The 13,511-nt window shown below is 63.5% G+C and carries 12 protein-coding genes; 6 read left to right on the top strand and 6 right to left on the bottom strand.

Annotated features, from left to right (window positions below; translation table 11 throughout):
* Window positions 1–25 precede the first annotated feature (25 nt).
* The 4 genes from BLR13_RS30585 to BLR13_RS30570 all read left to right on the top strand — a co-directional run bounded on the left by BLR13_RS30585 (window position 26) and on the right by BLR13_RS30570 (window position 3,055).
* Entirely contained in the window at window positions 26–1,276 is a 1,251-nt protein-coding gene (locus tag BLR13_RS30585; RefSeq protein WP_074816005.1) for a YbfB/YjiJ family MFS transporter, read from the top strand.
* Window positions 1,277–1,470: 194 nt separating this feature from the next.
* Window positions 1,471–1,704: a hypothetical protein gene (locus tag BLR13_RS30580; protein WP_074816008.1), complete on the top strand. Its 234-nt coding sequence runs from the start codon at window positions 1,471–1,473 to the stop codon at window positions 1,702–1,704.
* Window positions 1,701–1,952, top strand: a complete 252-nt coding sequence (locus BLR13_RS30575) for a hypothetical protein (RefSeq protein ID WP_074816011.1) — start codon at window positions 1,701–1,703, stop codon at window positions 1,950–1,952. Before BLR13_RS30580 ends, BLR13_RS30575 begins: the two co-directional genes overlap by 4 nt.
* Window positions 1,953–2,146: 194 nt before the next feature.
* Window positions 2,147–3,055: a hypothetical protein gene (locus BLR13_RS30570; RefSeq protein ID WP_074830929.1), complete on the top strand. Its 909-nt coding sequence runs from the start codon at window positions 2,147–2,149 to the stop codon at window positions 3,053–3,055.
* A 32-nt stretch (window positions 3,056–3,087) separates the two neighbouring features.
* On the opposite strand, the gene BLR13_RS30565 is transcribed toward BLR13_RS30570, so the two are convergent.
* Complete coding sequence (locus BLR13_RS30565) at window positions 3,088–4,452, bottom strand: YcaO-like family protein (protein WP_143039593.1); 1,365 nt, start codon at window positions 4,450–4,452, stop codon at window positions 3,088–3,090.
* A 71-nt stretch (window positions 4,453–4,523) separates the two neighbouring features.
* Between BLR13_RS30565 and BLR13_RS40695 the strand changes: the two genes are divergently transcribed.
* A complete protein-coding gene (locus BLR13_RS40695; protein WP_157793745.1) occupies window positions 4,524–5,012 on the top strand; it encodes a hypothetical protein in 489 nt (162 codons plus the stop codon).
* 408 nt (window positions 5,013–5,420) lie between these two features.
* Here the strand turns inward: BLR13_RS40695 and BLR13_RS41185 are convergent, their stop codons facing one another.
* The 5 genes from BLR13_RS41185 to BLR13_RS30535 all read right to left on the bottom strand — a co-directional run bounded on the left by BLR13_RS41185 (window position 5,421) and on the right by BLR13_RS30535 (window position 11,533).
* Window positions 5,421–5,573, bottom strand: coding sequence for a hypothetical protein (locus tag BLR13_RS41185; protein WP_171944917.1), 153 nt, complete (start codon window positions 5,571–5,573; stop codon window positions 5,421–5,423).
* 161 nt (window positions 5,574–5,734) lie between these two features.
* Window positions 5,735–7,228 (bottom strand): flavin-containing monooxygenase, encoded by a 1,494-nt coding sequence (locus BLR13_RS30550; protein WP_433994237.1) that lies wholly within the window; start codon window positions 7,226–7,228, stop codon window positions 5,735–5,737.
* A gap of 118 nt (window positions 7,229–7,346) precedes the next feature.
* The gene (ahcY, locus tag BLR13_RS30545; RefSeq protein ID WP_074816023.1) at window positions 7,347–8,777 is read right to left on the bottom strand and encodes an adenosylhomocysteinase; all 1,431 of its coding nucleotides are present in this window, start codon (window positions 8,775–8,777) and stop codon (window positions 7,347–7,349) included.
* 77 nt (window positions 8,778–8,854) lie between these two features.
* A complete protein-coding gene (metK, locus tag BLR13_RS30540) occupies window positions 8,855–10,117 on the bottom strand; it encodes a methionine adenosyltransferase (protein ID WP_074816026.1) in 1,263 nt (420 codons plus the stop codon).
* Window positions 10,118–10,177: 60 nt separating this feature from the next.
* Window positions 10,178–11,533 (bottom strand): hypothetical protein, encoded by a 1,356-nt coding sequence (locus BLR13_RS30535; RefSeq protein WP_074816029.1) that lies wholly within the window; start codon window positions 11,531–11,533, stop codon window positions 10,178–10,180.
* A 176-nt stretch (window positions 11,534–11,709) separates the two neighbouring features.
* Here BLR13_RS30535 and BLR13_RS30530 point away from each other — a divergent pair, with 176 nt between their 5' ends.
* Window positions 11,710–13,428, top strand: coding sequence for a caspase family protein (locus BLR13_RS30530; protein ID WP_074816030.1), 1,719 nt, complete (start codon window positions 11,710–11,712; stop codon window positions 13,426–13,428).
* Window positions 13,429–13,511 lie beyond the last annotated feature (83 nt).

Genomic DNA, 13,511 nt, shown 5'->3' with positions numbered 1-13,511 from the left:
GACCAGCAGGATACCGGAGGATGACATGACGGAGTTGAGCGCGAATATCGGCGGCGGCCGGCACCTTGCCCACACCGCGCACCACGAGCAGCCGGGATCGGCCTGGCGATTTGCCATCGCCGGATTGTGCGCTTCGCTGGTCGGGCTTGGCCTCGCCCGTTTCGCCTACACCCCGCTGATCCCGGCGCTAATCGCGGCGAAATGGTTCAGCGCGTCCGATGTGGTCTATCTCGGTGCCGCCAATCTAGCGGGCTACCTTGCGGGTGCGCTGCTGGCGCGGCCGTCCGCGGCGCGCATCGGTGCGGTCGCCGCATTGCGCACGATGATGGTGCTCGCCACCCTCTCCTGCTTTGCCAGTTCGGTGCCGGTGTCGTTCCCTTGGTTCTTCACGTGGCGCTTTCTCGCCGGCCTCTCTGGCGGCATCATCATGGTGCTGGCCGCGACCGTGATCCTGCCGCATACGTTGCCGGCCAAGCGCGGCATCGTCGGCGGCGTGATTTTTGCCGGCGTCGGCCTCGGCGTCGCTGCGTCAGGCACGCTGGTGCCGATATTGTTACAGCAAGGCCTGAAGCAGGCCTGGATCGGCCTCGGCGTTCTCTCAGCGTTGCTGACCCTGATCAGTTGGGCCAATTGGCCGAAGCAGGCGCCTGCGCCGCGCCCGGCGACCGCCTCTTCGCACCCGAAGCGTCACCGTCAATCCGCCGCCGTTCGCGCACTGCTGATTCAGTACGGCCTCAACGCCGCCGCGCTGGTGCCGCATATGGTCTTCGTCGTCGACTTCGTCGCCCGCGGCCTTGGCCAGGGCATCGCCGCGGGATCGCATTACTGGGTGCTCTACGGGATAGGCGCCATCGTCGGCCCGTTGCTGACCGGCCATCTCGGCGACCGCATCGGATTCGGGCCCGCGTTGCGCGCAGCTTTCCTCGTCGAAGCCATTGCCGTGATGCTGCCCGCGATCAGCACACAGGCGGCCTCGCTGATCGTGTCGAGCGTGATCATCGGCGGCTTCACGCCCGGCATCGTGCCACTGGTGCTCGGACGTATCCACGAACTGGTCCCGCACAGCGCCGAGCAGCAGCGCGCCACCTGGGGACATGCCACCACCAGCTTCGCCCTGTTCCAGGCGGGCGCCGCCTATGGCTTCTCCTTTCTGTTCGCCCACACCGGCGGCGACTACCTGCTGCTGTTTCAGCTCGGCGGCGGCGCCGCGGCGCTGGCGCTCGCGATCGACCTCGTCATGCCGCTGACGGTCAGGCGGAACGAATTGAAGCCATGACAACCGGCGAAACGCGCCGCAGCGGCTCTCGATAAACGGCGGCGCGGCGACGCCCTGACATCGATCTCCCCGGGCAGGCCAATTCGAACAATTCAATTCAATTCCGACGATTGCCGTGCACTCCAATGGAGCACATCGCTCCTAGCGTGTCCCTGGTTGACGCAGCGGCGGGCGGTATTCCCAGAATGCAGGCAATGGAAGCAACAAGCGTGTCCTGGAAGAGCGGTAGCCTCGTCCGGCTGTTGTCGGGCGGCGACGCGATGACAGTCATCGGTTGCGACAGCGTGGGATCGGTGATCTGCCAGCCGCTGAACGACGAACGTCATCCGGGCATCTACGTGCCACCTTCGTTGCTGGTGGCCGCCGATCCGGACCCTGACGACGCCACGCCTGCTCATTCCACCGACATGGCTACGGAGAACGCATGACGGACCGTGTCAAGATCATCTGTTCCCACTGCCGCAAATCCTTCAGCGAGCGGGCGCAGCGCATGAAGCCGGGCTATCAGACCCAGTGCACGCATTGCATGAGATTGCTTACGTTCGACAGCAGCTCCGACGATCCCAATATCCGGCGCCCTCTCAGGGATGCGCGGGATATCCGGTTCAAGGCCGAAGAAGCCCTCGCGCTGGCGCGCATGGCGGCGCAGGCGCCAAAGCGCGATCCGGTATATTAGAGAGACCGGCTGTTTTGGTCAGCCGGCATGAGGCGCTGTCTTTTGACGGCGCCCACCCGCGCGCTGTCATATAACTGTCATAAAACATCGCCCTGAAAAACATCGGGCCACAGATATTTGAGTCGTGCCGCGCCAACATTTCGTGACAGAATTGCTACAACGAAATGTCATTCGAATTAAATTTTGGAGCGGCGATGAATTTGGTGTGGCAGGCGCGGTCAAATCCGCTGGCGTGGTGGTGGGGTTTTCTGACCCTGGTGAGCGGCGCAAATATCGCAGCCTGGTTCCTGCTTTATCGCGAATTCCAGAATAACCTACCGGGCAGCGCGAGCGGTCCCGCCGACACCCAATCGATGCTCGTGCTTTGCGCGGCCTATGTCTTTGGCTGCGCGTTCCGCTCGGTACTGCCGCGCGCGGATGTGCAGCGGATCTGCCTGTTCAATACCTGGCTGTCGAGCGTCATGGTCGGCCGAACCGTCGCAACCATCGCCGAGGTCTGCTTCGCGGCGCAGTGGGTCATCATCATGGGCCAGTTGGGCCGGATGACGGGAGCGGACACCACCGTAAACGCCTCGCTGGCGATCCTGCCGCTGATCGTCATCGCCGAATGCTTCTCATGGTATGCGGTGTTGACCAAGAATTTCCTGCTCAACGCCATTGAGAATTCGCTATGGGCGGTCGCCTTCTTCATCATCGCGATCGGCCTTTGCCGGCTGCTGCCGGAATTCAATGGTCCGGTCCGGCTGGCGCTCGTGGTTTCGATTCTCGGCATCGCCGCCTATCTGGCGTTTCTCGTCACCATCGACGTGCCGATGTACCTGAGCCGGTGGCGGGCGGGCCTTGCCGAAGGCAGCAAGCTGCTCGGAATTATCGAAGGCTTACGCGACGTCAGCACGCGCTGGGTCGTGAGCCACGACATCGAGCACTGGAAGGGCGAGATCGCCTGGATGTCGCTCTATTTCAGCGCCGCGGTCTGGGCCAGCCTGGCGCTGTGCGTGGTCTATACGCTCGACGATCACCTTCCGCGCTATCGCACCGACGCCGTGGCCGTGAGCTGGTCGTCTCAGGCGAGCGCGCAGAGCACAGACATCCGCACGCCGTAGCCGGCATGCGGCTCCTTGGCGCGGTCGCCGCTTCAGAGAAGCGGCATCCCCCCGTGATGCATGGCGCCGCCGCCGGTCTCGGCGATCACGCGAGCCAATCGCGCGCCGACAATTTCGCAGGGCTCAAGTTGCAGCCCCGGCGCCAACACGCGAACCACCGGGATAAGGAACTGCGGGCGCGTCAGATCCATCGCGTAGACGGCAATGTCGCGGGCTTGCAGCCGTTGCAGAACATCCCGGAGGCTTGAAGCCGGAGCTTTCGGAGGTTCTGCAGAACTCCCTGTCATGGGGTGCAACAACGCGCATTCCCTGGTGTCGAACGTGCCGCGCTTCAGTTGCCGGCGATCGCTTTCGTTCATGGCCTCGTCGCCCGATTCCCGTCGCTTGGCAGCCACCACATGCAGACCAAGTTCAACCTGACACAGTTCGAAGACGGCGGCGCGGGCAGCGTCCGCGAGGGTCAGGCGGGCCCCGAAGCCGACCGCAAAGCGGTGCCCATCCGGACCTGTCGAGATCGCCGCAACCACGGGCATTTCGATATCGGTGGTAATATCCAGCAGCCAGCTTGTTCGATGCCCATGCCCCTGCCCCTGCCTTGCCTGCGCCAGCAACTCTGCCGCTCCGGATGCGGCCGCACTTTCCGGCGCAACCGGTCTTCCGCGGCGGCCGCCACGCCACCATAGCGCCACCGCGTCGCGTTCGATCAGTTCGAGCAGCGCGCGCAAGGTGGCATCCTCTCGCGTGACCCCGGCCGCGCATCCGGAACTGAGTTTGAGGGGCGGCTTGAAATCCTGCTCCGTGACTTGCCGGCGGTAGCAAAGGTCCAGCGGAAACCACATTCGGGCTCCGTCCACCAGCCTGCTGGATGGGACCCACGCCATCGGGCGGTCGGCCTCAATGCCGGTGAAGGCGAGCATCCCCGAAATGAATGCCCTGACATTTGCATCCGAGCTCTCGCCGTATTCGGTGAACGAGCCCCGTTCGATTGGGTCGTTGGCCTGAACAAACTGGCTGAGATACTCGATCCCTTCGCCGACGCAGGACTCGAAGGCCTTTTGCGGCGACAGCCCCGAGCCCGCCAGGCTCGCGGTCGGTAAACCCTCCGGCTGCTTGCCCAGCGCCGCGGGATCGGCCTCGCCACCGAAGAACACCAGCCCCGGCGCATCCGGAACGGGAAGCAGGAAGAGCCGGCGAAATCGCGCTGCGGCGCGCAGCATCCGGGCGCGGCCTTCGGCGCGGGCGGCATCGCCGTCGTCATAACCGAGATACCGCAGCAGACCGGACTCTGCGGAGCCGGCGCCGGTCGCCGCAGGGTCCGCAACCAGGGCCGATGCCGCCGCTTCCAGGCGCGCCGTCAGCGGGTGCTGCTGGTCTCCCATTGCGACCTTTCGATTCACGCCCGACTCACACCCGGGGGATCAAGAGAGACCGGTCAAGATCGACCGACCCATATGATGGAGAAGCTACGATGCGTGTCGACATTGTAAATGACAATCAGAACTGGTTGAACTGGGGTACGCTCGTCCAGATCTGGATCGCGGACGCCAGCCAGCGTCCCACCACTGTCGGAGACCTCAAGGCGCAAATGGTCGCGCACTGTGTCGATGGGAACGTTGCGGGCCCCGACAACAGGCCGGTGCAGATCCGGAGCTATATTAACGGTCCCAACGACCCGCTCATGATCATGCTTCCCACCAAGCAGATGGCGGATGATAGACTGGCGACCGTCGGGCGCGTTCGATTTGCCCGACGGACAGATCACCTCGATCTGCGACAAATTGGCACGACGGGCAAATTTCCGCTTTCTCCGTCGCGCAAATCACTTCTAGAACTCCCGCCATCCTGTCCCACCAGAGGGGCGTTGGCCATCGTCGCAGACGTTGGGGCGGGGAGCGGTGGACGCGGCAGCACGCGAGACGAACGGACTGCAGCGTACGGCGAAGTCGTGTGGGCCTGACGCCCCGGTGCTGGCGTCAAGTTTCGTGGAAGCCTCAAAGCTTTCGCAGATGACGGTGGCAAGAAAGCCGGTCACCGGGGCGAGCACGAAGTAAGCCGTAAAGCCATTGCGCGGGGAAGGCCGGAGTGTTTCCGCTGAACCTGTATGCTCGTGTGCAGTTTTGTTTTGTGCAATCGCACGCGAGACCGCGGGTGCAGCGCGCACCCGGTCTTCCCTGCGCCCTCTTCTCTTCCAGAGGGCAAACGAAATGAAAAACTTCGGGCGTAATGCGCCGCGAGACCCGCCTTGTGCGCAATTGCGCACTGGGGCGGGTGACCCAGTATTCCAGAGGCGCTGATGATTGAATCGATAAGCCGCGGCGTACTGGATCGCCCGGTCAAGTATACGGCGACGACAGCGGTGATTAGTTTAGCTCCGCATCGCCTGCAGGCCCTTGAAGGTCAGGCGCTTGGGATCCCTGACCCCGGCCAGATAGAGCCGGCGGATGAAGGTAACGACCGCCTCGCGATCGCAATCGGTCAACGCAACGATGGCATCAACGGCAATACGCTGGGCGTCCATGGGCTTCCTCGTGCTGACAGGTGCCTCACAAGCCACCAGCGTGCGGCACACCGGTTAATCCGGCGTTAACCGTCCGCCCATCTAGAACGATTCGGAGCGCTCTACGTATACGTGAAATAACGCATGAGGCGTCCCGACGCATCCTGTGCGCGATGGAACTCTCAGGAGTACTGCATCACCCCGTCATCGACCTTGCCGTAGCGCAGGGTGATGATGTCGAGCGCGTAATTCTGGTAGAGCCGCCACGGCCGCTTCGAACCCTGCTTCGGCATTTTCGCGATCGAGCGCTGCACGTAGCCGGAAGAAAAATCCAGCGACGGCAATTCCGAGATCGAGGGATCGACATTGTGCGGCATGCACTGCTTGTAGCCGTGCCGGTCCATGTAGTTGATCAGGCGGCAGACATATTCGCAGGTCAGATCGCATTTCAGCGTCCAGGACGCATTGGTGTAGCCGAACGCCGAAGCCATGTTCGGCACGTCCGAATACATCATGCCCTTGTAGTTCAGCGTCTTCGAGAAATCGACGACGCGGCCGTCGACGCTGACTTCGAGCCCGCCGAGCACCTGCAGGACGAGCCCGGTCGCGGTGACGATGATGTCGGCCTCGAGCTCGCTGCCGTCCTTCAGCTTGATGCCACCCGCGGTGAAGGTATCGATCTCGTTGGTGACGACGGAGGCCTGCTTGTCGCGGATCGCCTTGAACAGATCGCCGTCGGGCACCAGGCACAGCCGCTGGTCCCAGGGATTGTAGCGCGGCGTGAAATGGGTGGCGATGTCGTAGTCCGGCCCCAGCGCCATCCTGACGCCGCCCAGGATCAGTTGCTTGACGCGTTCCGGCTTGCGCCGCGAGAGCTGGAAGAAATACATGCCGAACAGCACGTTGCGCCAGCGGATCAGATGATAGGCGAGCTTGGCGGAAAGATTCCGCCGCAACTTGTTCGCCAGCGCATCCTCGGCCGGCCGCGCCACCACATAGGTCGGCGAGCGCTGCAGCATGGTAACGTGCGAGGCGGTTTTGGCCATCTCGGGCACCAGCGTCACCGCGGTGGCGCCCGAACCGATCACGACGACACGCTTGCCCGCATAGTCGAGGTCTTCGGGCCATTTCTGCGGATGCACGATACGGCCGGCGAAGTCGGCGGCGCCCGAAAATTCCGGCGTGTAGCCTTCCTCGTATTTGTAATAGCCCGAGCACATGAACAGGAAATTGCAGGTGAAGCGCACCGTCTCGGTGACGCCCTCGCCCATGGTGCGTTCGGCCTCGACGGTCCAGCGCGCCTCCGGCGAAGACCACAAGGCCCGCTTGACGCGATGGTTGAAACGGATCTTGCCGTCGATGCCGTTCTCGGTCGCGGTCTGCCGGACGTAGTTCAGGATGTTCGGCCCATCGGCGATCGCCTTCGCCTCGGTCCACGGCTTGAACGAATAGCCGAGCGTGAACATGTCCGAGTCGGAGCGGATGCCGGGATAGCGAAACAGGTCCCAGGTGCCGCCGATGCAGTCGCGCCCCTCGAGGATCGCGTAGCTCTTGCCCGGGCACTTCTCCTGCAGGTGATAGCCCGCGCCGATGCCGGACAGTCCGGCGCCGACGATGAGTACGTCGAAGTGTTCGGCCATGTGTACCCCTGCGGTAGTCGCGTTCGCCGACGTCATGGCCGGGCTCGTTCCCGGCCATCCACGTCTTTCGCTCGTACTGACTCTAAATACGTGGATGCCCGGGACAAGCCCGGGCATGACGAAATTTGCAGACTCTAAGCGCGAAGGTTCGCGATCAATACCGGTAATGATCCGACTTGAACGGGCCTTCCTGCTTGACGCCGATATAGTCGGCCTGGTCCTTGCGCAGCTCGGTCAGCTTGACGCCGATCTTGGCGAGATGCAGCCGCGCCACCTTCTCGTCCAGCGACTTCGGCAGCACGTAGACCTTCTTGGCGTACTTGCCGTCCTTGTTGTTGGCCCAGAGTTCGATCTGCGCCAGCGTCTGGTTGGTGAAGGACGCCGACATCACGAAGGACGGATGGCCCATGGCGTTGCCGAGGTTCACCAGGCGGCCTTCCGACAGCAGCACGATGCGGTGCTTGTCGGGGAATTCGATCTCGTCGACCTGCGGCTTGATGTTGGTCCATTTCAGGTTGCGCAGGCCCGCGATCTGGATCTCGTTGTCGAAGTGACCGATGTTGCAGACGATGGCGCGATCCTTCATCGCACGCATGTGCTCGATGGTGATGATGTCCTTGTTGCCGGTCGCGGTGACGAAGATGTCGGCGCGCGGGGCGGCGTCTTCCATGGTCACGACTTCATAGCCTTCCATCGCCGCCTGCAACGCGCAGATCGGATCGACTTCGGAGACCATGACGCGGCAGCCGGCCTGGCGCAGCGAGGCGGCCGAGCCCTTGCCGACGTCGCCGAAGCCCGCGACCATCGCCACCTTGCCCGACATCATGACGTCGGTGCCGCGGCGGATGCCGTCGACCAGCGATTCACGGCAGCCATAGAGGTTGTCGAACTTCGACTTGGTGACGCTGTCGTTGACGTTGATCGCCGGCCACAGCAGCGTGCCGGCCTTCTGCATGTCATAGAGACGATGCACGCCCGTGGTGGTCTCTTCGGAAACGCCCTTGATGCTCTTGGCGATCTCGGCGAAGTAGCCCTTCGGCTTTTCCTTGAGCTGCTTCTTCAGAAGCGCGAAGAAGACTTCCTCTTCTTCCGAACCCGGCTTGTCCAGGAACTTGGTGTCGCCGTTCTCGGCGCGCAGACCAAGATGGACGTACATGGTGGCGTCGCCGCCGTCGTCGAGGATCATGTTCGGGTGACCGCCGCCGTGCCAGTCGAACAACCTGGCGGTATAATCCCAGTATTCGGTGAGGCTCTCGCCCTTGACAGCAAACACCGGAATGCCGGCGGCCGCGATCGCCGCCGCCGCGTGGTCCTGCGTCGAATAGATGTTGCAGGAGACCCAGCGAATGTCGGCGCCGAGGGCGGCCAGCGTCTCGATCAGCACGCCGGTCTGGATCGTCATGTGCAGCGAGCCTGCGATGCGCGCGCCCTTCAACGGCTGCTTCGGGCCGTATTCCTCGCGCGTCGCCATCAGGCCGGGCATCTCGGTCTCGGCCAGCGAGAGTTCCTTGCGGCCGAACTCGGCGAGCGAAATGTCCTTGACGATGTAGTCGGTGAAGGCGGGCTTCTTGGCGGCGGCGGTCATGCGATTGATCCCTTAAAAAGGCATATTCCGAAAAGCCTGAATGCTTTCCGGAATACGCTAGATGATTACGGAGAAAGTCAGACCGCGCGCCTCAGCGCGGCTGCCAGATCGGTTTTTTCCCAGGAGAAGCCGCCGTCCTTTTCAGGGGCGCGGCCGAAATGACCGTACGACGCGGTACGGCGATAGATCGGACGGTTGAGCTTCAGCGTGCGACGAATGTTGGTCGGCGTCAGACGGAACAGTTCCGGCAGCACCTTCTCCAGCTTCTTCTCGTCGACATTGCCGGTGCCGTGGGTATCCACCAGCAGCGACATCGGATCGGCGACGCCGATCGCGTAGGCGACCTGGATGGTGCAGCGTTCGGCCAGACCGGCGGCCACCACGTTCTTGGCGAGATAGCGCGCGGCATAAGCCGCCGAACGGTCGACCTTGGTCGGATCCTTGCCGGAGAACGCGCCGCCGCCATGCGGCGCATAGCCGCCATAGGTGTCGACGATGATCTTGCGGCCGGTCAGACCGCAATCGCCGTCGGGTCCGCCGATCACGAAGTTGCCGGTCGGGTTGACCAGGAAGTCCGAGGACTTCTGCGGCATCCAGCCCTTCGGCAAGGCCTTCTCGACCTCATGCGCGATCATGTCCTTGATCAGGCCGGGCGAGTATTTCTTGCCGTTGCGGCTCTTCTCGTTGTGCTGGGTCGAGACCACGACCTTGGTGCAGCCGACCGGCTTGCCGTCGACATATTTCACCGTGACCTGGCTCTTGGCGTCGGGCTGCAGGTCGAACATCTGGCCGCTGCGGCGCTTGTCCGACAGCACCTTCAGGATCCGGTGCGCGAAGAAAATCGGCGCCGGCATGTAGGAGCCCTTTTCGTAGACTTCGCTCTCGGTGCAGGCGTAGCCGAACATCATGCCCTGGTCGCCGGCGCCCTCTTCTTCGCCGCTCTTCTTTTTCTTGGCGTCGACGCCCATTGCGATGTCGGACGACTGGCCGTGCAGGAGCACCTCGACGTCGGCGCCGTGATAGGAGAAGCCGTTCTGGTCGTAGCCGATGTCCTTGACGACATCGCGCGCAATCTGGGTGATCAGCTCGCGATCCACCACCGACTTGCCGTGGATGTCGCGGAACAACTGGCCGCGGCCCTCGCCGGCGATGACGATCTTGTTGGTCGTGCAGAGTGTCTCGCAGCCGAGGCGGGTATTGACCGCACTGTCGTCGGCGATGCCGAGCTTGACGTCCTTTTCGAGGAAGGCATCGAGGATCGCGTCGGAGATTTGATCCGAAACCTTGTCCGGATGACCCTCGGAAACCGACTCGCTGGTGAACAGATAGGACGCGCGCATCAACCAACCCCTTGTTGCCGCCCGATGTCGGCGGCTGTCTGTGTGATCTATCCTGGAATGTCAGTCTCGACGGCGCGATATGACGTAGGATTCGTCGTAAAACCAAAGCCCATTATGCTTGCGCAGAACCTCTCTGGTGGCATCGAGGGTCCGGCCGTTTTCAGTCATTTCCGTCAACCGATCGTCTTCGATCTGAGCGACATACACTGCCGCGTTCCACGCCGCAAAAGCCGTCGAGGTTCCGATCGAGCCGGTCACCTCGTTGGGCAGCGCTTCCATATCATAACGGAAGATGGAACGGTTATCGGCGTAGGCATTAAAGTTAAGGTCCCGCCCGGCCGAACCGAGCTCGTATTTCACCGCGCGGAGTAGCTCATGACGGCTTACAGCGAAAGGATTTTCTCCCGGCCAGACCGATTGAATGATTTCGAGGCCCGGATCCTGCCCGTGGGAGTGAATTCCAATCAGACGGCCCCCTGCCCGCAGCGCCCGGGCCAAAGGCGCGATAATCCGCTTGGCGCGGAAATTCACAGACGATTTTGCCCGGTAGGGCTGGGAAGCGATCACAAGGTCGAAATTGGCCTCGGTCCGGCCCGCCCGGGGGATGATCGAATCAAGCAGGAATCGGTGATCTTCCCGGTAAACCACCAGCGCCACCGGGCGCTCGTAGATCGGCATTCCGGTCCGGGGGCTGATATTGGCCCGCCAGTTCTGCTCCAGAAACGGTCCCAATTCGCCAATCTGGGCCTCGAATTCGCCCGACGATGCCCCCCGCAGGGCGACCTCATGCCAGATCATGCCGGCCGCCGCCGCGGGCGAGGCCGGCGTCAGCCAGGGGGCCTCCGCGTAATACATATTGGTGAGCACGAACACGGTCGCCGGATGCTCGAACAGCCGGTCCGGCACCTTGTCCAGCGTCAGCCGGACGTCCTCCAGGCTGAGCTCCTTGCCGGCGATATAGAACGGCATATGGGGAAAGCGGCCATGCATCGCGCGCATCACCCGCGCCAGCACCGTGCCGTCGCCGACGCCGGCGTCGAATACCCGGAGCGCCGGCGGCCGTGGATGCAGGCTGGAAAGCTCCAACGCCACACGCTCTGCGGTCACCCGCTTCTCGCTGCAGGTGTGGACGAACAGCAGGTATTTCTGCCGGTTCTCGAAGAAGCGGAAATTGCCGCGCGGGTCGCGCTTCTCGGGCGGCACCTGCAACCCCCGCGGCGGCGGCAGCCCGCCGGGGGTGGAGGCGGCGATATAGGCCTGGATACGGTCCAGCGTATCGATGGTGATGCGCTTGCCCTCGCGCAGCCGATGCACCAGCTTGCCGTCGTTGACGGCCCGGCGGCCGAACGTGGTCTCCGCCATATCGGCCTGGCGGCAGAAATCGGAAATCTGGCTGAGGATCTGGTCGTTCTTCATCGCGCGGGATTTCGAGGGCCGGCTTGGGACGCGGGGGTGGGCAGCGGCGGATCGCCGTGCTGTCCTACCACCATCTGCCCACCAGGGGAAAGGCCGCGCTTGAACCGCCAGACTGCCGCCCGCAACAAAAGCCTGGACGCCCTTTCCGTCATTGCGAGCGAAGCGAACCCATCCAGATGCGCCGTTTGATGCTGATCCTCACCATGGCCCTGTCAGCGCTGTGGTCGCAGCCTACCCTCGCCCAGTCGCGTTCGCAGCTTGGACCGCTCTGCACCACCGACACCACGCCGGCCGATCAGCAGATCGACGCCTGCAACAAGATCATCGCGCTGAAGGTGTTTTCGGGCGGTCAGCTTGCGACGATCTATTTCTGGCGCGCGGTCGGCTGGAACAAGAAGGGCAACTATTCGCAGGTGATCGCGGACACCACCGAGGCGCTGCGGCTCAAGCCCGACCAGGCGCTCTATAACCTGCGCGGCTCCGCTTATTTCGACAAGGGCGAGTACGACATCGCGATTGCGGACTTCAACGACGCGCTGCGGAGCGGTCCACCGAGCGGCACCATCTTTCACAACCGCGGCAACGCGTTTCGCGGCAAGGGCGACTATGCCAAGGCGATCGCCGATTACGATTCTGCCAACCGGCTCAGCCCGAACGCCTATACCTTGCTGAACCGCGGCCTGTCGAAGCAGGCACTCGGCGATCTCGACGGCGCGCTGGCCGATATCAACGAGGCGATCCGGCTCGATCCATCCCTGCCCTCCGGCCTGATCGACCGCACCGTGGTCTGGCGCGCCAAGGGCGACCTCGACCGCGCCATTGCCGACGGCACCGAGGCGATCCGGCTCGCCAAAGCCAAGGCTCCCACCAACATCATGACCCCGCCCGGCAGCGTGTTGATTACGGCCTATCTCCACCGCGCTCTCGCCTATGAAGCCAAAGGCGACTACCCCCGCGCCAGAGAGGATTTCAAGGCGACGCTGGAGGGCGTGGCGTCCGACGCCGGCAGCAAGGCCAATCAGGCTACCGCAAAGGTTCGCCTCTCGCTGCTGACGGACGCAGGTGCGCCTGCCGCGCCGCCGCCGCGAACCGCACCGTCTTCGCCGCAGCAGACGACGACATCAACGCCCGCCGCTCCGACGACAACGAAGCCTGCAGCCAACGCCGGCCGGCGCATCGCGCTGGTGATCGGCAACGGCGCCTACCAATACGTCAGGGCCCTGCCCAATCCGTCCAATGACGCGCGCTCGATCGCAAAGAGCCTGCGCGACATCGGCTTTGTGGTGACGGTAGGCATCGACCTCGACCGGGCGGCGATGCAGACCATGACCCGCGAATTCCTGCGCGAAGCCGCGCGGGCGCAGGTTGCGGTGGTCTATTATGCCGGCCACGGCGTGCAGATCGACGGCCGCAATTATCTGGTGCCGGTCGACATCCAGTTTCAGAGCGGCACCGACGTAACCGCTGTCATGATGGACATGGATACGATCATGGCCGGCCTCGACGACCAGGTTCGCACCAACATCCTGATCCTCGACGCCTGCCGCAACAATCCGATGGCGCCGAAGGTGGCTTCTGCGGGCGCCAGCCGCGGCATCGAAGGCGAAGCAGGATCCGGCCTTGCCGCGCCGACCTCGCTCGGCGCCGGCTCCTCCACGCTCGGCGCGGGCACCTTGATCGCGTTTGCAACCGCACCCGGACAGGTCGCGCTCGATGGCGAAGGCGCCAACAGCCCGTTTTCGGCGGCGCTGTCGCGCCACATCGGCACGCCCGGGCTGGAGGTGCAGCAGATGCTGACCCGCGTCCGCGCCGAAGTCGTCGCCGCGACGAAATCGAAACAGGTGCCGTGGTCGAATTCGTCGCTGCTCGGCGAGGTCTATCTGGCGGAGAAGTGAGACATGGCCACCGTCATTGCGAGCGCTAGCGAAGCAATCCATCGAGCTGCAAAGCAAGTCTGGATTGCTTCGTCGCTAGCGCT

This window comes from Bradyrhizobium ottawaense (assembly GCF_900099825.1).
GTDB classification, from domain to species: domain Bacteria; phylum Pseudomonadota; class Alphaproteobacteria; order Rhizobiales; family Xanthobacteraceae; genus Bradyrhizobium; species Bradyrhizobium ottawaense_A.
Note: the sequence above shows the minus strand (reverse complement) of the source record. Positions and strands in the feature narration are given on the sequence as shown.